This is a genomic window from Streptomyces sp. NPDC030838 (assembly GCF_055572035.1).
The window spans coordinates 280,472-298,484 of record NZ_JBVIED010000014.1 but is presented as its reverse complement, the minus strand read 5'-3'; the positions used below and the strand labels follow the sequence as shown (position 1 = coordinate 298,484).

Sequence of the window (18,013 nt, the reverse complement as noted above, 5' to 3'; positions counted from 1 at the left end):
CCCCCCCCCCCCCCCCCCCCCCCCCCCCCCCCCCCCCCCCCCCCCCCCCCCCCCCCCCCCCCCCCCCCCCCCCCCCCCCCCCCCCCCCCCCCGCCGCGCATTTGACCCCCGTGAGCACCCGGATCCACAGAAGCCGGACCGACGTCCCACCCCGCCGTTCCCCCGCCCTGTGACGTGTGGCACCATGCTGGCCACCCCCACCGGCACAGCCCTCACAGGAGACACTCCTAGTGCAGCAATCCGCGGTCCCGGAACTGGCACACGCCCACACTCGTCCGATCCACTGGCTGGCCACCGCCACCGCGCTCGCCGGTGTCGTGGCCCTCTCCTCGCTCCTGCAACCGGACGCCGCCACCGCCGCCCAGGAACCGCAGCACGGCACCCAGTCCGCCCCCGTGGCCGCGCCCGCGACCGACGGCGTGGACTTCCCCCTCGAATGCGGCCCCGTCGAGGCCGTGGTGGAGCGCGAGGCGACCGGGGACCTCGACGGCGACGGCCGGCCGGAGACGGTCGCCGTGGTGCACTGCGACGCGGGCATCAGCACCCCGCCCGACGGCATCTACGTCCTCACCGGCGGCGCGGACGACGCCCCCGCGCGCGTGGTGGCCACGCTCGTCGACCCCAAGGACCGCTACACGGTCAAGGACTTCGCCGTCCGCGACGGCGCGGTCACCGCGACCCTGCTCGGCTACTCGTCCGACGACGTGCCCACCTGCTGCCCGGACACCGAGGACGACCTGAAGTGGCGCTGGAAGAACGGAGCGTTCGTCCGCTCGGCACCAGCGGAGGCCCACAGCGTCTGACGACGGCCCCTCGTGGTGTGAGCAATCAGACAGTAGTAACGCACCGTACAGATCAGGTCACTCTGCGTTCGGGCCGTAGACCTCGACCCTGTCCGAAACCCGACGTACGTGGATGCACTCGCCGGGACACTCCTTCGCCGAGTCGATCACATCCGTGAGAAGCGGCAGCGGTACGGGCGTTGTGGCTCCCGGCTCCTGAAGCAGCTCGTCGTCGGCGCTCTTCACATAGGCCAGACCGTCGATGTCCAGCTCGAACACCTCCGGCGCGTACTGCGCGCAGATGCCGTCGCCGGTACAGAGGTCCTGATCGATCCAGACCTCCATCGTCTCGCCACCGACTCCGGCCTCCTGCTGCACGGTCATCTCTCCTGCCGTTTTCTGTGCCGAGCCGTACGGGAATCCGGCCAGCTCTGGCGGGTGTTGAACGCTTCGACCCTACCTCTGGTCGCTTTCCAATCGCGTTCGGTGGGTATTCCCCTGGCGTGAGGGAGAGCGCAAGGGTGAAGATCGGACACACCCCGACCGTCTTTGTGATCTAGGGGTTTCAATCGACACCCACCCAGGTAGGGTCTGGAAGCGTCCAGCTCCCCTTGGAGGAGGTGAGGACCGTGGCAGCCCACGACGACGACATGAACCGCGGCATCCGCCCGGGACGCGGGTCCGACGACCCGGCCGGGCAGATCGCCTACCTTGAGCAGGAGATCGCCGTCCTGCGACGCAAGCTCGCCGACTCTCCGCGACACACGAGGATTCTCGAAGAGCGGATCGTCGAGCTGCAGACCAACCTGGCCGGCGTGTCCGCCCAGAACGAGCGACTCGCCAACACGCTCCGTGAGGCCCGCGACCAGATCGTGGCCCTCAAGGAAGAGGTCGACCGGCTCGCACAGCCGCCGGCCGGCTTCGGTGTCTTCCTCGCGGCGAACGAGGACGGCACGGCCGACATCTTCACCGGAGGCCGCAAGCTCCGGGTGAACGTCAGCCCCAGCGTCGAGCTGGACGAGCTCCGGCGCGGCCAGGAAGTGATGCTCAACGAAGCGCTCAACGTGGTCGAGGCCATGGAGTTCGAGCGCGTCGGGGACATCGTCACCCTCAAGGAGATCCTCGAGGACGGCGAGCGCGCCCTGGTGCTCGGGCACACCGACGAGGAACGGGTGGTACGGCTCGCCGAGCCGCTGCTGGACGTCACCATCCGCGCCGGCGACGCCCTCCTGCTCGAACCCCGCTCCGGCTACGTCTACGAGGTCGTGCCCAAGAGCGAGGTCGAGGAACTCGTCCTCGAAGAGGTCCCCGACATCGGCTACGACCAGATCGGCGGGCTCGGCAACCAGATCGAGGCCATCCGCGACGCGGTCGAGCTCCCGTACCTCTACCCCGACCTGTTCAAGGAGCACGAACTGCGGCCGCCCAAGGGCGTCCTGCTGTACGGGCCCCCTGGTTGCGGCAAGACACTCATCGCCAAGGCCGTCGCCAACTCACTGGCCAAGAAGGTCGCCGAAGTGACCGGCCAGGCCGCCGGCAAGAGCTTCTTCCTCAACATCAAGGGCCCCGAGCTCCTCAACAAGTACGTCGGCGAGACCGAGCGGCAGATCCGCCTGGTCTTCCAGCGAGCCCGTGAGAAGGCCAGCGAGGGCACCCCCGTCATCGTCTTCTTCGACGAGATGGAGTCCCTCTTCCGCACCCGAGGCTCCGGCGTCAGCTCGGACGTGGAGAACACCATCGTCCCGCAGCTGCTCGCCGAGATCGACGGCGTGGAGGGCCTGCAGAACGTGGTCGTGATCGGCGCCTCCAACCGCGAGGACATGATCGACCCCGCGATCCTGCGCCCCGGCCGGCTCGACGTAAAGATCAAGATCGAACGTCCGGACGCCGAAGCGGCCAAGGACATCTTCGGGAAGTACCTCACCGAGCGCCTCCCGCTGCACGCCGAGGACCTCGGCGAACACGGCGGCGACAAGGGGGCGTGCGTCCAGGCCATGATCCAGACGGCCGTGGAACACATGTACGCCGAATCCGAGGAAAACCGCTTCCTCGAGGTCACCTACGCCAACGGCGACAAGGAAGTCCTGTACTTCAAGGACTTCAACTCCGGCGCCATGATCGAGAACATCGTGGGCCGCGCCAAGAAAATGGCGATCAAGGACTTCCTCGAGCACAACCAGAAGGGCCTCCGGGTCTCCCACCTCCTCCAGGCTTGCGTGGACGAGTTCAAGGAGAACGAGGACCTGCCGAACACCACGAACCCGGACGACTGGGCCCGGATCTCCGGAAAGAAGGGCGAGCGGATCGTCTACATCCGCACCCTCATCACCGGAAAGCAGGGCGCGGACACCGGACGCTCCATCGACACGGTGGCAAACACCGGACAGTACCTGTAAAACACAGGGCGGCTGCGGGTGCCCTTTCCGGGTACCCGCAGCCGACTGTTTTTCGGGCCACGGCTGGAGCAGTGCAATGACGCAAATGATCTCCCCACCAGCGCAAAGGCGTTCTAGGCTCTTCCGTACCGCCGAGTCGCGCAGTGCGGGGACGGGCACCGCACACGCAACCGAGCGCCAGCGGTACTTGAGCGGGGCCCACGACCGAGGGCTTCGCCGGGCAAGGAGGGCCGCATGACCGTACGGCGAGTAATGGGCATCGAGACGGAGTACGGGATCTCCGTCCCCGGCCACCCCAACGCCAATGCCATGCTCACCTCATCCCAGATCGTCAACGCCTACGCGGCGGCGATGCACCGGGCCCGCCGGGCCCGCTGGGACTTCGAGGAGGAGAATCCGCTGCGGGACGCACGGGGCTTCGACCTCGCCCGCGAGGCCGCCGACGCCAGCCAGCTCACCGACGAGGACATCGGCCTCGCCAACGTCATCCTGACCAACGGGGCACGGCTCTACGTCGACCACGCACACCCCGAATACAGCGCGCCCGAGGTCACCAACCCCCGCGACGCCGTCCTCTGGGACAAGGCCGGCGAGCGGATCATGGCCGAGGCCGCCGAGCGCGCCGCCGCGCTCCCCGGCGCCCAGCCCATCCACCTCTACAAGAACAACACCGACAACAAGGGCGCCTCCTACGGCACGCACGAGAACTACCTGATGAAGCGGGAGACCCCCTTCTCGGACATCGTGCGCCACCTCACGCCCTTCTTCGTCTCCCGCCAGGTCTTCGCCGGCGCCGGCCGCGTCGGCATCGGCCAGGACGGCCACGAGCACGGCTTCCAGCTCAGCCAGCGCGCGGACTACTTCGAGGTCGAGGTCGGCCTGGAGACCACCCTCAAGCGCCCGATCATCAACACCCGCGACGAGCCGCACGCCGACGCGGAGAAGTACCGCCGCCTGCATGTGATCATCGGCGACGCGAACCTCTCCGAGATCTCGACGTACCTCAAGCTGGGCACGACCGCCCTGGTCCTGTCGATGATCGAGGACGGCTTCATCGCGGTCGACCTGGCCGTGGACCAGCCGGTACGCACGCTGCACCAGGTCTCGCACGACCCGTCCCTCAAGCGCCTGATCACGCTCCGCAGCGGCCGGACACTCACCGCGGTCCAGCTCCAGATGGAGTACTACGAGCTGTCGCGCAAATACGTGGAGGAGCGCTTCGGGGCCGACGCGGACGAGCAGACCAAGGACGTCCTGACCCGCTGGGAGGACACCCTCAACCGGCTCGAACACGATCCCATGAGCCTGGCCGGCGAGCTGGACTGGGTCGCCAAGCGGGAGCTCATGGAGGGCTACCGCCGCCGCGACAACCTCGACTGGGACGCCGCCCGGCTGCACCTCGTCGACCTCCAGTACGCCGACGTACGCCCCGACAAGGGCCTCTACAACCGTCTGGTGGCCCGCGGGCGGATGAAGCGGCTCCTGAACGAGGCGGACGTCGAGCGGGCCAAGCAGAAGCCGCCGGAGGACACCCGCGCGTACTTCCGCGGGCGCTGCCTGGAGCAGTACGCCGACGACGTGGCGGCGGCCTCCTGGGACTCCGTGATCTTCGACCTCCCGGGCCGGGACTCGCTCCAGCGCGTCCCAACCCTGGAACCGCTTCGCGGAACGCGTAATCACGTCAAGGAGCTCCTGGACCGCTGCCGCACCGCCGAGGACCTGGTCAGGGTGCTCTCCGGCGGCTGAGCGGGTACCCGGGAAGAGCCGGCCGGGCAGGGTGGAAAGCACCGGGTCCGGGAATCATCGAGGTGGGCCCCGTACGTTGGAGAAACTGCGGGGCCATTGTCAGACCCGGAGAGTAGGGTCTGATCTTGACCAGCAACTGTGTCGGGCGAACCGAGCGGGGTGAGGGTTATGGCGACCAAGGACACCGGCGGCGGACAGCAGAAGGCCACCCGGTCCACCGAGGAGGTCGAGGAGCAGGCGGCGGAGGCGCAGGCTTCGGAGGACCTCAAGGAGCGGCACGAGAAGCTGAGCGACGACGTGGACTCGGTTCTGGACGAGATCGACGACGTCCTCGAGGAGAACGCCGAGGACTTCGTGCGCAGCTTCGTGCAAAAGGGTGGCCAGTAAAGGCAGCCTGCCTCATCCACCTTTGAATCGAAGGCCTGGAGAGGGCGAGGGAAGGCCTGGGAAGCGGTGCACCGGCGCGGTGCCGGAAGCGCGTGGCGGAGTGCAGCGCCGCGCGCGACCGGCGCCGCGCTGTCTCTTCCGTTCCGCTTCCCCCGCGCATGTGGATCACCGCCACAAGGCGGGTAGGGTCCGTGGCGTACTGTGCTTCAACTGCAATTCCGGCCTCGGCCTGTTGACTACTTGGAAGGAAACGCGTGGAAGCCAACACTCGTAGCACCGGGCGTCTACCAGCTGCCTTCCTGACGCCTGGATCGTCTTCGTTCATGGACTTCCTGTCCGAGCACCAGCCCGAGCTGCTGCCCGGCAACCGGCAACTCCCGCCCACGCAGGGTGTGGTCGAGGCGCCGCACGGCACCACGATCGTCGCCGCGACGTTCCCCGGCGGCGTCGTGCTCGCCGGTGACCGGCGGGCCACGATGGGCAACGTCATCGCGCAGCGGGACATCGAGAAGGTCTTCCCGGCGGACGAGTACTCGGCCGTCGGTATCGCCGGCACCGCGGGTCTGGCCGTCGAGATGGTGAAGCTGTTCCAGCTGGAGCTGGAGCACTTCGAGAAGGTCGAGGGTGCGCAGCTCTCCCTGGAGGGCAAGGCGAACCGGCTGTCGACGATGATCCGGTCCAACCTGGGCATGGCCATGCAGGGCCTGGCCGTGGTGCCGCTCTTCGCCGGGTTCGACCTGGACCGCGGCAAGGGCCGCATTTTCTCCTACGACGTGACGGGCGGCCGCTCCGAGGAGCAGGGCTATGCCGCCACCGGCTCCGGCTCGATCTTCGCGCGCGGTGCCATGAAGAAGCTCTTCCGTGACGACCTGACCGAGGACCAGGCCACGACACTCGTGGTGCAGGCCCTCTATGACGCGGCAGACGACGACTCGGCGACCGGTGGTCCCGATGTCGCCCGCCGGATCTACCCGATCGTCACCGTGATCACCGAGGACGGCTTCCGCCGGCTCACCGAGGACGAGTCCTCCCAGATCGCCCGCGCGGTGCTGGAGCGGCGTCTGGAGCAGCCGGACGGTCCGCGGGCCGCCCTGCTCTGACCGCGGGCGCTTTGTTGTCAGGTGATCGAGTGACTTCCACAGAAAGGGACGGATAACCGGTGTCGACGCCGTTCTATGTCTCTCCTCAGCAGGCCATGGCCGACCGGGCCGAGTACGCCCGCAAGGGCATCGCGCGCGGCCGCAGTCTGGTCGTGCTGCAGTACGCCGACGGCATCGTCTTCGTCGGCGAGAACCCGTCCCGCGCGCTGCACAAGTTCAGCGAGATCTACGACCGGATCGGCTTCGCCGCGGCCGGCAAGTACAACGAGTACGAGAACCTGCGCATCGGCGGCGTCCGCTACGCCGACCTGCGCGGCTACACCTACGACCGGGACGACGTGACGGCCCGGGGTCTGGCGAACGTCTACGCGCAGACGCTGGGCACGATCTTCTCCAGCGCGGGCGAGAAGCCGTACGAGGTGGAGCTGGTCGTCGCCGAGGTGGGCGAGACGCCGGAGGGTGACCAGATCTACCGGCTGCCGCACGACGGCTCGATCGTGGACGAGCACGGCTCGGTCGCGGTCGGCGGCAACGCCGAGCTGATCAGCAACTATCTGGACCAGCGCCATCAGGACGGGATGAGCCTGTCGGAGGCGCTGAAGCTGGCGGTCCAGGCGCTGTCCCGCGAGTCGAACGGCACGCAGCGGGAGATCCCCGCGGAGCGCCTGGAGGTCGCGGTGCTGGACCGTACGCGTCCGCAGAAGCGGAAGTTCAAGCGGATCACCAGCGGTCAGCTGTCCCGTCTGCTCGCGGACGAGGCGGCCGCCGACACCGCCACCGAGACGGAGGACGAGTCCGAGGGCGAGTGAGTCCCTCCCCGCCCGCCTGAGACGCGCGATGCCCCGGTCCGTGGAGGGCCGGGGCCTCGCGCGTCTCAGGCGGCCGGAGGCGGCGCCGTGGAGCCCCGTACGACCAGTTCCACCGGGATGTCTCCCTGGGCGGGCGTGCGGCCCTCCAGGACCGCGAGCAGGGCCTGCATGCCGCGCTCGCCGAACAGCTCGGCGTCCAGGCGCACGGTGGTCAGCTCGGGGTCGATGGCGGTGGCCAGGGCGAGGTCGTCCAGGCCGGTGACGGAGATGTCGTCGGGGATGCGCAGGCCCAGGCGCCGTATGGCCTTGTAGGCGCCGGCGGCGAGTTTGTCGTCGTCGCAGACGATGGCGGTGGGGCGCGGCCCGGGCGCGGTGAGCGCGGCCTCGGCGGCGGCCAGGGCGCCGTCGATGGAGATCGGCGCGGGCGCGGTGCGCAGGGTCGTGCCCGGCACCGCGCCGATCCGCGCGGCCAGCTCCCGCGCCCGGATCTCGAAGGTCCAGGAGGCGACGTCCGCCGCGAGGTGCAGGAAGCGGCGGTGGCCGAGGCCGAGGAGGTGCTCGGCGACCTGGCGTACGCCGTCGGTGATGTCGAGGTTGACGGTGGCCGCGCCGAGGCTGCCGTCCGGGTCGCTGTCGAGCATGACCAGGGGCAGCTGGTCGCCGCGGATGGCGGTGAGGGCGTCGGCGGCCATGGAGGAGGCGATGACGCCGTCGAGGGCGGCCTGGGCGGAGGCGAAGGGGTCGCGGGCGGGGCCGATGCCTTCGGGGGAGGGGTAGAGGACGACGCCGAAGCCGTGGGCGGCGGCGACGCGGGCGGCGCCGGTGTAGACGCCGGCGAAGAACTCGGTGGTCAGCGCCGGGACCACGAGGAGCACGGTGCGGGTGCGGCCGAGGCGCAGGTTCCGGGCGGCCAGGTTGGGCCGGTAGCCCAGCTCCCGCGCGGCCTGGCGGACGCGCTCGGCCGTCGCCTCGGACACCCGGCCGCGCCACTTGTCGCCGAGCACCAGCGACACCGCCGCCTGGGAGACTCCGGCGGCCTCGGCGACATCGCGGCTCGTGGGGCGGGTGCTGGCTCGTGCCACCGTCGGGCTGCTCCTTCGTGGGGGTCGCGCCCGGGCTTCGCCTGGACGTGCGAACAGCGCACATGGTACGTATGACAGAGGACGTTATACGTAAAACCTTGAGCGGGAGGGCGGGGACATGGCCGCGGGATACCTGGAGATCCTCAGGGCGAGGCACGCCGCCCGGCTGCTGGTGGGCACGCTGGTGGGACGGCTGCCGAACGCCACCGCAGCGATCGCGATCGTGCTGTTCGTCCGCGCGGAGGGCGGTTCGTACAGCCTCGCCGGCGCGCTGGCCGCCGTCTACGGTGTCGCCAACGCCGTCGGGCAGCCGCTGCTCGGCCGTCTGGTGGACCTGCACGGCCAGCCGCGGGTCCAGCTGCCCGCGGCCGTGCTGTCGGCCCTGGCGATGGCGGTCTTCGCCTTCTCCGGCACCGAGCCGGCGGCGCCGGCGTACGCCGCCGTGGCGGCTGCGGGACTGTTCACCCCGCCTCTGGAGGGCGGGCTGCGCGCCCTGTGGCCGTCCGTCCTGCGCAAGGAGGAGCAGGTGCACACCGCGTACGCGATGGACGCGGTGGCCCAGGAAGTGATGTTCACGGTCGGCCCGTTGCTGGTCACCCTCTGCACCGCCCTGTGGTCGGCCCAGGCCGCGCTGCTGGTGCTGAACGTGATCGGTGTCCTCGGTGCCCTCTCCGTGGTCGTGTCGCCGCCCTCGCGCGCGTGGCGGTCGGCTCCGCGCGAGGCCCACTGGCTCGGCGCGCTGCGCTCGCCGGGGCTGATCGCCCTGCTCGCCGCGTTCCTGTTCGTCGGGGTGGCGCTCGGCTCGATCACGGTCGCCGCGGTGTCGTACGCCGACGACCACGGCGGCGACGCGGTCTACGGCTGGCTGATGGCGGCCCTGGGTCTGGGCGCGCTCGTCGGCGGCGCCGTCTACGGGGCGCGGCAGTGGGCCGGCGCCCCGGAGCGGCGACTGCGTGTCCTGGTGGCGCTTCTGGCGGTCTGTTATCTGCCGCTGATGCTGATGCCGGGCCCGGTCGCCATGACGGCGCTCGCCGCGCTCTCCGGGGTGTTCCTGGCGCCCGCCATCGCCTGCGCCTTCGTCATCGTCGACCGGCACGCGCCGAGCGGCACGGTCACCGAGGCGTTCTCCTGGCTCGTGACGACGTTCACCGTGGGTGCCTCGGTGGGAACGGGCCTGGCGGGACCGGTCATCGAGTGGGGCGGGGCGCTGTGGGGCTTCGCCGTGCCGAGCGCCGCCGGCGGGGTGTCGCTGCTGGTTCTGCTCGCCACCGGACGGGTACTCGCAGCTCCCGCGCGGACCGCGGTCGTTGCGTCTTCATCGGAAAATGATCCAAATCGTGCTGTCGAACCCCGTTTCAGTTCAGGGGATCGGGCGTAATGTTCACTCATGGACCGCCGCATTTTCGGGCTGGAGAACGAGTACGGCGTCACGTGCACGTTCAGGGGACAGCGCCGTCTGTCGCCTGACGAGGTGGCGCGGTACCTCTTCCGCCGTGTCGTGTCATGGGGCCGCAGCAGCAATGTCTTTCTGCGGAACGGCGCCCGCCTCTATCTCGACGTGGGCTCACATCCGGAATACGCGACACCCGAATGTGACAACGTGATCGAACTGGTCACCCACGACAAGGCCGGCGAGCGCATTCTCGAAGGACTCCTGGTGGACGCGGAACGACGCCTGCACGAGGAGGGAATCGCGGGCGACGTCTACCTCTTCAAGAACAACACCGACTCGGCGGGCAACTCCTACGGCTGCCACGAGAACTATCTGGTGGCCCGGCACGGGGAGTTCTCGCGGCTCGCGGACATCCTCATCCCGTTCCTCGTCACCCGGCAGCTGCTGTGCGGCGCCGGGAAGGTGCTGCAGACACCGCGCGGTGCGGTGTACTGCGTGAGCCAGCGGGCCGAGCACATCTGGGAGGGCGTCTCCTCGGCGACGACCCGCTCCCGGCCCATCATCAACACCCGCGACGAGCCGCACGCGGACGCCGAGCGCTACCGGCGGCTGCACGTCATCGTGGGCGACTCCAACATGTCCGAGACGACCATGCTGCTCAAGGTCGGCGCCACCGACCTGGTGCTGCGCATGATCGAGGCGGGCACGGTGATGCGCGATCTCACCCTGGAGAACCCGATCCGGGCGATCCGCGAGGTCAGCCACGACATCACCGGCCGCCGCAAGGTGCGCCTGGCCAGCGGCCGGGAGGCCTCGGCACTGGAGGTGCAGCGCGAGTACTACGAGAAGGCACTGGACTTCTGCGAGCGGCGCGGCATCCGCACCGGCACGGTCGAACAGGTTCTCGAGCTGTGGGGCCGTACGCTGGAGGCGATCGAGACCGAGGACCTGGACCGGATCGACACCGAGATCGACTGGGTCATGAAGTACAAGCTCATCGAGCGGTACCGGGCCAAGCACAACATGACCATGTCGCATCCGCGGGTCGCCCAGATAGACCTCGCCTACCACGACATCCACCGCCGTCGTGGCCTGTACTACCTGCTGGAGAAGAAGGGCCAAGCCGCCCGGATCTGCAACGACTTGAAGATCTTCGAGGGCAAGTCGGTACCGCCGCAGACCACTCGGGCGCGGCTGCGCGGTGACTTCATCCGGCGGGCGCAGGAACAGCGCCGGGACTTCACCGTCGACTGGGTGCATCTGAAGCTCAACGACCAGGCACAGCGCACCGTGTTGTGCAAGGACCCGTTCCGTTCGGTGGACGACCGGGTGGAGAAACTGATCGCCGGAATGTGAGCGAGGGCTTTTTCCGGACGACATGCCGGAACGCCACACGGGCGCCGTACGTTACCCGTACGGCGCCCTTCTCACGCCGTAGAGTTGCGCGCACGCCATCCACAAGATCGACCGATTACGAGGCCCCCATCGTGCGCCGACGCTCACTCATGATTGCCGTTCCCGCTGGACTGGTCACGCTCGCCGGATGCGGCGACGACAAGGCCGATTCGGGCAAGGCCAGCGACACCGCCTCGCCGACCGCGCCGGCCACGTCCGCCGCGCCGTCGCCGAAGATCGTCGACGGTCCGCTGCCGGCGATCACCGCGGGCACGAAGTTCGACGAGAAGCCGACGATCGCCAAGGGCAGCGGGCAGCCGTCGAAGGACCTCGCGGTGAAGACGGTCATCGCGGGCGGCGGCCAGACCGTCGCGGAGGGTGACTACATCCAGGCGAACTATCTGGGCCAGATCTGGGACACCGCGAAGGTCTTCGACAACTCCTACGACCGCAAGACGCCGCTGGTGATCCAGCTCGCCCAGGGCAGCATCATCGACGGCTGGCGGTATGCGCTGACCGGCCGGAAGCTGGGCAGCCGGGTCCAGTTCTCGGTGCCGCCGACCTGGGGGTATGGCGAGCAGGGCCAGTCCCAGGCGGGCATCAAGGGCACCGACACGCTGGTCTTCGTCGTGGACCTCCAGGGCACCTTCAACGCCAAGAGCTCCGCGAAGGGCACGGAGGTCGCGCAGGACAACGTGGATCTGCCGAAGGTCGGCACCAACACGGACGGCAAGGCCCCGTCCATCGAGGTCCCGAAGACGGCCGCGCCGAAGAAGCTCGTCGCGAACTACGTCCTCGAGGGCGACGGCGCCACGGTCGGCGCCCAGGACAGCGTGCTCGTGCAGTACAAGGGCGTGCAGTGGGCGGGCGGCAAGGAGTTCGACTCGACGTACGGCCGCAAGGCCCTGACCTCCTTCTCCCTCCAGCAGGTCGTCAAGGGCTGGTCCCAGGGCCTGACCGGCAAGAAGGTCGGCAGCCGCGTCCTGATCGTCATCCCGCCGGACCTGGGCTACGGCGACAACCCGCCGAGCGGCAGCGGTATCGCCAAGGGCGCGACGCTGGTGTTCTCGGTGGACATCCTCGCCAAGATGTGAGCCACCGCGGTCTGATCGACCGTGCGCTGGAGTGGCTGGTCACGGCCGCGCCGGGTGGGATGAAAGACTGGTCGCGTTACGTGTCGTAGACATGCAGGAGCCAGAGACGTGAGCATCGACAAGCCCGAGATCGACTTCCCGGGCGGCGAGCCCCCGGCGGACCTCGAGATCAAGGACATCTGGGAGGGCGACGGTCCCGAGGCGCAGGCCGGGCAGACCGTCACCGTGCACTACGTGGGCGTCGCCTTCAGCACCGGTGAGGAGTTCGACGCGAGCTGGAACCGGGGCACCCCGTTCCGCTTCCCGCTGGGCGCCGGCCGGGTCATCAAGGGCTGGGACCTGGGCGTGCAGGGCATGAAGGTCGGCGGCCGCCGCCAGCTGACCATCCCGGCCCACCTCGCCTACGGCAACCAGAGCCCGACCCCGGCGATCAAGCCCGGCGAGACCCTGATCTTCGTCGTCGACCTGCTCGGCGTCTGATCGTCGTACGGGAGTCGCGAACGATCAGGAGACGTTCCGATCTTCGTACGGGCCACGTGCGGGATCCGATCGGTTCCGATCATCTGGGGCCCATGCCTGTCCGGGCATGGGCCCTCGGCTTTTGCCACGGCACCGCGGAGCGGTACGGTCATCGGTCGGGAGCACCATAGGGAGGCGAAGGGCGTCGATGGCCATTGCCAAGGCCGAGCGGCTGATGAACCTGGCGCTGTGTCTGCTGGGGACGCGGCGGCCGCTCAGCAAGCGTGAGCTGCGCGAGTCCATCGAGGCCTACCTGGAGGCCGGCAGCGAGGACTCGTTCAACCGCATGTTCGAGCGGGACAAGGACGACCTGCGCGAGCTGGGCCTGGTCATCGAGACCGTCGAGAACCTGGACGGCGAGGTCGGCTACCTGGCCCGCCGCGACAGCAACCGCCTCCCGCCCATCACCCTCGACGCCGAGGAGGCCGCCGCCCTCGGCCTGGCCGCCAAGGTGTGGCAGCAGGCCCGGCTGGCCGGCGCCGCCAGCGGTGCCCTGCAGAAGCTGCGCGCCGCGGGGCTGCCGGAGGACGTGGACCCGTACGAGGCGCACGGCGCCCTGGAGCCGCGCATCCCCGTGCACGAGGCCGCCTTCGAACCGCTGATGCTCGCCTGCCGCGACCGCCGCCCCGTCGTCTTCGAGTACCGCAAGGCCAACGCCGCCCAGCCCGAGACCCGGCAGGTCGAGCCGTGGGCGCTGGAGTGCTGGCGCGGCCACTGGTATCTGGCGGGCTGGGACCGTGACCGGGGCGCCGAGCGGGTGTTCCGGCTGTCGCGGATCACCGGCAAGGTGCGCTCGCGCGGCGCCCGCTTCACCGCCCCGGTCCCCGATGTCGTCACCGTCCGCGAGACCGTCGCCGGCTGGGCCGGCGAGACCGCCGACCGCAGCGCGCGCATCCGGCTGCGCACCGGCGCCGGATACCCCCTGCGGGCGAAGGCCACCTCGGTGCGCGAACTCGGGGACGGCTGGGACGAGTTGGAGATTCCGTACGGGCACGGACTGGATGCCTGGCTGGTGGAGTTCGGGCCGGACGTGGTGGTCCTGGAGCCCGCCGAGCTGCGCGCCGACGTGGTGGACCGGCTGCGCGCCGTCGCCAAGGGCTGAGGGGAAGCGGGACAGACAATGGCAGGCAAACCGGTCAGGCCCGTGAACGCCATCGACCAGACCCGGCGGATGCTCTCCCTGGTGACGTATCTCAAGGAGCGCCCCGGCGCCCGGATCGAGGACGTCGCCCGCGCCTTCGGCATCACCGAGGAGGAGCTGGTCTCCGACCTCGACGTGCTGCCCATGTGCGGCACCAGCTTCCGCGGCGGCGATCTGCTCGACATCGACACCGACGGCGAGCGCATCTGGTGGCACAACCCCGCCGCGCTCGGCGCGGAGGCGGCCGAGCCGCTGCGGCTCGCCGCCGACGAGGCGACCGCGCTGCTGGTGGCCGCCCGTGCCGTGGCCACCCTGCCCGGCCTGCGCGAGAGCGACCGGCAGGCGCTGCTGCGGGCCACCGCCAAGGTGGAGACCGCGGCGGGCGAGGTGGCCGGCGCCAGCTCCCGGTTGTCGGTCACCTTCGAGTCCGAGGGCGGGGTCTTCGCCGACGTCGACCGGGCGATCTCCGAACGCCGCCGCCTGTGGATCCGCTACTACTCGCCGGCCCGCGACGAGGTCACCGAGCGCGAGATCGACCCGATCCGGCTGGTCAGCGTCGGGCACACCTACGTCGAGGCGTGGTGCCGCCGCTCCGAGGCGCGCCGCACCTTCCGGCTCGACCGGGTCGCCGAGATCAAGATCCTCGACGAGCCGTCCGCGCCGCCCGAGATCGAGCTGCGGGACCTGTCGGAGGCGCTGGTGCAGCCCGCGGCCGAGGACCCCGAGGTCGTCGTCGAGGTCGGCCCGGGTGGCCGCTGGGTCGCCGAGTACTACCCGCACGACAGCGCCGAGGAGCTGCCCGACGGCGGTCTGCGCATCACCCTGCGCACCCCCGACCCGGCCTCGCTGCGCCGCCTCGCGCTGCGCCTGGGCGCCGACGGCCGGATCGTCGCCCCGGCCGAGCTGGCCGACAGCGCTCGCCGGGCCGCCCGCGAGGCGCTGGCGGCGTACGACGTCGAGGACCACGTTCACGACGAGCTGTTCGACAGGCAGGAGCAGGGACTGTGAGCGAGTCGGCGTCCGGTGGGCGGGGTGTGTCGGTGGCCTCGGCGTTCGCCGGGATGCGCAGTGTGACCCCTGTGGTGTTCAAGGCGGGCTGCCCGGACTGCCGGGGCCGCTTCGAACTCGCCGCGAGCGCCCTGCGGCTGGCCATCGGTGCCAGCAGCCGTACCACGTTCTACTCCTTCACCTGCCCCGAGTGCGGCGCGGCCGTCCGCAAGCCCGCGGGCGAGCGGATCGTCGAACTGCTCACCGGCGGCGGCGTGCGGACCCTGCGGCTCCACTCCACTGTCTAGGACGGTCTAGGGCCTGTCTTCCGGATCAGGCCAGCTGTGAGGCGCGGCGCGTCTTGGCCGACTTGAGCGGGGTCTGGTGCGTGCAGCTGCAAGGCGGAGGAGGGAGTCGACGCGGAGCGTCGGCGAGTGACGACAACGCGGCAGATGTGCGTGCCAGACCCCGCGACGCTGGCATGATCCGGAAGAGAGGTCCTAGGCTCGGCGTCATGTTCTGGCCGATGTTCGCGGTTGCTGTGGGTTTTCTGGGTCTCGCCGTTCTCGGTGTGCTCGCCGTGCGGGTGTTCGTGGAGGCCCGGCGCCTCGGCCGCCAAGTGGCGGAGTCCGCGGGCCGGATCAACCGGGCCGCCGAGGACCTGGAACGTGCCGCCGTCAGCGCGGCCCGCTCCGCGGACGCGCTCTGAGGGGCGCTGTGCGGCCCCTGTGAGTCCGGCGGGTTCATGTGCTTTGGACCGCTTCGCCCTGTCAACTTGCCCCACCCGGCAGGTACGCTGCTGGTCGCGGCCCGGAGAACGAGGCCCGGACCGCGGAACGGGAGTACGCACGGGGATTGCCGGACGTTTACCCCTGAGCGTTACGATCGCTGCCAGCACGGTCGTTCGGACATCTGTCCGACCGGTCGGACAGCCACCCACCCACCCGCCTCGGTGAGAAGGTAAAAGCCTATGTTCGGGAAGCTCGGAGCCCCCGAGATCATCCTCATCCTCGTCGTCATCATCCTGCTGTTCGGCGCGAAGAAGCTTCCGGACATGGCCCGCTCGCTCGGCAAGTCCGCGCGCATCCTCAAGAGCGAGGCCAAGGCCATGAAGGAGGACGGCAAGTCCTCCGCTCCGGCCGACCCCCCGCACACCACCGACGAGCAGCCCGCGCAGCGCGTCATCCAGGCCGCCCCCGGCGACGTGACCAGCTCCCGCCCGGTCACCGAGCCGACGGACACGACCAAGCGCTGACGCAGGGCCGGTGACCTCCGGCCCGCCGCACGAGATGGGAACGTGGGTTGCTGAAGTCTGCCCGCAAAAAGGAGAGGGATCCCGAGGGGCGGATGCCCCTCGCGGAACACCTTCGTGAGCTACGCAACCGGCTCGCGAAGGCGCTGCTGGCGATCGTCGCCGTCACGGTCGTCGCCGCCTTCTTCTACAACGACATCATCAACTTCTTCACCGAGCCGATCTTGACGTCGGTCGGCTGCGACCAGACCTTCGAGCAGCTGGCGAAGCTGCCCGAGGACGCCAAGGAGCCGTGCGCGCAGATCACCATCAACGGTCTGCTGACGCCCTTCACACTGGCGCTGAAGGTGTCGCTCATGGCCGGTGTCGTCCTGGCCGCGCCGGTCTGGCTCTACCAGCTGTGGGCGTTCATCGCGCCCGGCCTGCACAAGCACGAGAAGAAGTACGCCTACGCGTTCGTCGGCACGGGATTCCCGCTCTTCCTCCTCGGCGCCTTCTTCGCCTACAAGGTGCTGCCCACCACGGCGAAGGTGCTGATCGAGTTCACGCCGTTCGGCGTCGACAACCTGCTGCCGCTGGACGATCTGCTCGACCTCGTGACCCGCATGGTCATCGTCTTCGGCCTCTCCTTCGAGCTGCCGCTGCTGCTGGTCATGCTGAACTTCACCGGCGCCATCTCCGGCAAGCGGATGGCCGGCTGGTGGCGCGGCATGATCATGGGCATCACGGTCTTCGCGGCCATCGCCACGCCCAGCACCGACCCGCTGACCATGCTGGCGCTCGCCGGGCCGATCTGGATCCTGTACTTCGGCGCCGTCGCCATCGCGCTCCTCAACGACCGCCGTCAGCGCCGCCGCGAGGCCCTGGGCCCCGCCGACGACGAGGCCTCCGAGCTGGACCTGACGCCCGAGGACATCGGCGAGATCGAGACCGTCAGCGCCGCCCCCGCGCTCCCCGAGCAGGCCACCAGGGACCGGGTCAACGGTTATGACGACGTGACCTGAGGACCGCGAGGCACCTCGTAGGGTCACTGGCGTGACCAGCGAGATCACCCTCTTCGTCAACCCCACCGCGGGCCGCGGCCGGGGCGCCCACGCGGCGCAGCCGGCCGCTTCCGCGTTGCGGGCGGCCGGTTTCTCGGTGCGGACGGTCCTCGGCGCGGACGCCGGGGACGCCCTCACCCGCGCGCGTGCCGCCGTCGCGGACGGCACCGGCGCCCTGATCGCCGTCGGCGGGGACGGCATGGTCAACCTGGCGCTCCAGGCCGTCGCCGGCACCCGCGTCCCGCTCGGCCTGGTCGCCGTCGGCACCGGCAACGACTTCGCCCGCACCCTCGGCCTGCCCGTGCGGGACCCGGCCGCCGCGGGCCGGCTGATCGCCGACGCCCTCAAGGACGGCCGGCTGCGCGACATCGACCTGGGCCGGGTCGGGGACCGCTGGTTCGGCACCGTGCTGGCCTCCGGCTTCGACTCCCGGGTCAACGACCGGGGCAACCGGATGCGCCGGCCCGCCGGCCGCCTCAAGTACGACCTCGCCATGCTCGCCGAGCTGGCCGCGTTCCGGCCGTTCCCGTACCGGATCACCCTCGACGACGGCGCCGTACGGGAGATCGAGGCGACGCTGGTGGCGGTCGGGAACGGGGCGTCGTACGGCGGCGGGATGCGGATCTGCCCCGGCGCGGATCCCACCGACGGGCTGTTCGACATCACCGTGGTCGGGGACTGCTCCCGGCGGACGCTGCTGCGGGTGTTCCCGACGGTGTACCGGGGCGGGCACGTCGATCATCCCCGGGTCACCGTGCACCGGGCGGCGAGGATCGAGATCGCGGCCGAGGGGATCACCGGATACGCGGACGGCGAACCGCTCGGACCGCTGCCGCTGACCGCGCGCTGCGTCCCCGGGGCGATCCGGGTCGTGGGCCCCTGAGCTG

At 70.1% G+C, this 18,013-nt stretch carries 20 protein-coding genes; 18 read left to right on the top strand and 2 right to left on the bottom strand.

Features of this window, described 5'->3' with window-relative positions; all coding sequences use genetic code 11:
• Nucleotides 1-230 precede the first annotated feature (230 nt).
• Nucleotides 231-803: a hypothetical protein gene (locus ACZ42A_RS31025; RefSeq protein ID WP_468530601.1), complete on the top strand. Its 573-nt coding sequence runs from the start codon at nucleotides 231-233 to the stop codon at nucleotides 801-803.
• A 57-nt stretch (nucleotides 804-860) separates the two neighbouring features.
• Here ACZ42A_RS31025 and ACZ42A_RS31020 read toward each other — a convergent pair whose 3' ends face one another.
• A complete protein-coding gene (locus tag ACZ42A_RS31020; RefSeq protein WP_468530600.1) occupies nucleotides 861-1,166 on the bottom strand; it encodes a ferredoxin in 306 nt (101 codons plus the stop codon).
• Between the two features lie 245 nt (nucleotides 1,167-1,411).
• On the opposite strand from ACZ42A_RS31020, the gene arc reads away from it, so the two are divergent.
• From arc to prcA, 6 genes are all read left to right on the top strand, one after another.
• The gene (gene arc / locus ACZ42A_RS31015) at nucleotides 1,412-3,178 is read left to right on the top strand and encodes a proteasome ATPase (protein WP_468530599.1); all 1,767 of its coding nucleotides are present in this window, start codon (nucleotides 1,412-1,414) and stop codon (nucleotides 3,176-3,178) included.
• Between the two features lie 234 nt (nucleotides 3,179-3,412).
• Nucleotides 3,413-4,924, top strand: a complete 1,512-nt coding sequence (gene dop / locus ACZ42A_RS31010) for a depupylase/deamidase Dop (RefSeq protein ID WP_468530598.1) — start codon at nucleotides 3,413-3,415, stop codon at nucleotides 4,922-4,924.
• Between the two features lie 168 nt (nucleotides 4,925-5,092).
• A complete protein-coding gene (locus ACZ42A_RS31005) occupies nucleotides 5,093-5,311 on the top strand; it encodes a ubiquitin-like protein Pup (RefSeq protein WP_062154959.1) in 219 nt (72 codons plus the stop codon).
• Complete coding sequence (locus ACZ42A_RS31000) at nucleotides 5,301-5,585, top strand: endonuclease domain-containing protein (protein WP_468530597.1); 285 nt, start codon at nucleotides 5,301-5,303, stop codon at nucleotides 5,583-5,585. The genes ACZ42A_RS31005 and ACZ42A_RS31000 overlap by 11 nt, the downstream gene beginning before the upstream one ends.
• Entirely contained in the window at nucleotides 5,566-6,411 is an 846-nt protein-coding gene (prcB, locus tag ACZ42A_RS30995; RefSeq protein WP_468530596.1) for a proteasome subunit beta, read from the top strand. Before ACZ42A_RS31000 ends, prcB begins: the two co-directional genes overlap by 20 nt.
• A 59-nt stretch (nucleotides 6,412-6,470) precedes the next feature.
• A complete protein-coding gene (gene prcA / locus ACZ42A_RS30990) occupies nucleotides 6,471-7,220 on the top strand; it encodes a proteasome subunit alpha (RefSeq protein ID WP_468530595.1) in 750 nt (249 codons plus the stop codon).
• 65 nt (nucleotides 7,221-7,285) lie between these two features.
• Here the strand turns inward: prcA and ACZ42A_RS30985 are convergent, their stop codons facing one another.
• Complete coding sequence (locus ACZ42A_RS30985; RefSeq protein ID WP_468530594.1) at nucleotides 7,286-8,302, bottom strand: LacI family DNA-binding transcriptional regulator; 1,017 nt, start codon at nucleotides 8,300-8,302, stop codon at nucleotides 7,286-7,288.
• 118 nt (nucleotides 8,303-8,420) lie between these two features.
• Here ACZ42A_RS30985 and ACZ42A_RS30980 point away from each other — a divergent pair, with 118 nt between their 5' ends.
• From ACZ42A_RS30980 to ACZ42A_RS30930, 11 genes are all read left to right on the top strand, one after another.
• Nucleotides 8,421-9,680 carry an MFS transporter gene (locus ACZ42A_RS30980; RefSeq protein ID WP_468530593.1) on the top strand — a complete coding sequence of 420 codons (1,260 nt, stop codon included), beginning with the start codon at nucleotides 8,421-8,423 and terminating at the stop codon, nucleotides 9,678-9,680.
• A gap of 9 nt (nucleotides 9,681-9,689) precedes the next feature.
• Entirely contained in the window at nucleotides 9,690-11,051 is a 1,362-nt protein-coding gene (pafA, locus tag ACZ42A_RS30975; protein WP_468530592.1) for a Pup--protein ligase, read from the top strand.
• Between the two features lie 131 nt (nucleotides 11,052-11,182).
• Nucleotides 11,183-12,184, top strand: a complete 1,002-nt coding sequence (locus ACZ42A_RS30970; RefSeq protein ID WP_468530591.1) for an FKBP-type peptidyl-prolyl cis-trans isomerase — start codon at nucleotides 11,183-11,185, stop codon at nucleotides 12,182-12,184.
• 108 nt (nucleotides 12,185-12,292) lie between these two features.
• Nucleotides 12,293-12,664: an FKBP-type peptidyl-prolyl cis-trans isomerase gene (locus ACZ42A_RS30965; RefSeq protein ID WP_468530590.1), complete on the top strand. Its 372-nt coding sequence runs from the start codon at nucleotides 12,293-12,295 to the stop codon at nucleotides 12,662-12,664.
• Nucleotides 12,665-12,851: 187 nt separating this feature from the next.
• The gene (locus ACZ42A_RS30960; protein ID WP_468530589.1) at nucleotides 12,852-13,805 is read left to right on the top strand and encodes a helix-turn-helix transcriptional regulator; all 954 of its coding nucleotides are present in this window, start codon (nucleotides 12,852-12,854) and stop codon (nucleotides 13,803-13,805) included.
• Nucleotides 13,806-13,823: 18 nt separating this feature from the next.
• On the top strand, nucleotides 13,824-14,852 hold the full coding sequence (locus ACZ42A_RS30955; RefSeq protein ID WP_468530588.1) for a helix-turn-helix transcriptional regulator: 1,029 nt from the start codon (nucleotides 13,824-13,826) through the stop codon (nucleotides 14,850-14,852).
• The gene (locus tag ACZ42A_RS30950; protein ID WP_324935761.1) at nucleotides 14,849-15,139 is read left to right on the top strand and encodes a hypothetical protein; all 291 of its coding nucleotides are present in this window, start codon (nucleotides 14,849-14,851) and stop codon (nucleotides 15,137-15,139) included. The genes ACZ42A_RS30955 and ACZ42A_RS30950 overlap by 4 nt, the downstream gene beginning before the upstream one ends.
• A gap of 206 nt (nucleotides 15,140-15,345) precedes the next feature.
• On the top strand, nucleotides 15,346-15,540 hold the full coding sequence (locus ACZ42A_RS30945; RefSeq protein WP_468530587.1) for a hypothetical protein: 195 nt from the start codon (nucleotides 15,346-15,348) through the stop codon (nucleotides 15,538-15,540).
• 261 nt (nucleotides 15,541-15,801) lie between these two features.
• Nucleotides 15,802-16,086, top strand: a complete 285-nt coding sequence (gene tatA / locus ACZ42A_RS30940) for a Sec-independent protein translocase subunit TatA (protein ID WP_468530586.1) — start codon at nucleotides 15,802-15,804, stop codon at nucleotides 16,084-16,086.
• A gap of 47 nt (nucleotides 16,087-16,133) precedes the next feature.
• On the top strand, nucleotides 16,134-17,087 hold the full coding sequence (gene tatC / locus ACZ42A_RS30935) for a twin-arginine translocase subunit TatC (RefSeq protein ID WP_468530585.1): 954 nt from the start codon (nucleotides 16,134-16,136) through the stop codon (nucleotides 17,085-17,087).
• Nucleotides 17,088-17,118: 31 nt separating this feature from the next.
• Entirely contained in the window at nucleotides 17,119-18,009 is an 891-nt protein-coding gene (locus ACZ42A_RS30930) for a diacylglycerol kinase (protein ID WP_468530584.1), read from the top strand.
• The last annotated feature ends 4 nt before the right edge of the window (nucleotides 18,010-18,013 follow it).

Bases quoted from the DNA above. Each gene is read 5' to 3' on its own strand.
- ACZ42A_RS31005 (WP_062154959.1), top strand. From the start codon at position 5,093: ATGGCGACCAAGGACACCGGCGGCGGACAGCAGAAGGCCACCCGGTCC.
- dop (WP_468530598.1), top strand. From the start codon at position 3,413: ATGACCGTACGGCGAGTAATGGGCATCGAGACGGAGTACGGGATCTCC.
- ACZ42A_RS30960 (WP_468530589.1), top strand. From the start codon at position 12,852: ATGGCCATTGCCAAGGCCGAGCGGCTGATGAACCTGGCGCTGTGTCTG.
- ACZ42A_RS30980 (WP_468530593.1), top strand. From the start codon at position 8,421: ATGGCCGCGGGATACCTGGAGATCCTCAGGGCGAGGCACGCCGCCCGG.
- pafA (WP_468530592.1), top strand. From the start codon at position 9,690: ATGGACCGCCGCATTTTCGGGCTGGAGAACGAGTACGGCGTCACGTGC.
- ACZ42A_RS30945 (WP_468530587.1), top strand. From the start codon at position 15,346: ATGTTCTGGCCGATGTTCGCGGTTGCTGTGGGTTTTCTGGGTCTCGCC.
- ACZ42A_RS31020 (WP_468530600.1), bottom strand. From the start codon at position 1,166: ATGACCGTGCAGCAGGAGGCCGGAGTCGGTGGCGAGACGATGGAGGTC.
- tatA (WP_468530586.1), top strand. From the start codon at position 15,802: ATGTTCGGGAAGCTCGGAGCCCCCGAGATCATCCTCATCCTCGTCGTC.
- ACZ42A_RS30955 (WP_468530588.1), top strand. From the start codon at position 13,824: ATGGCAGGCAAACCGGTCAGGCCCGTGAACGCCATCGACCAGACCCGG.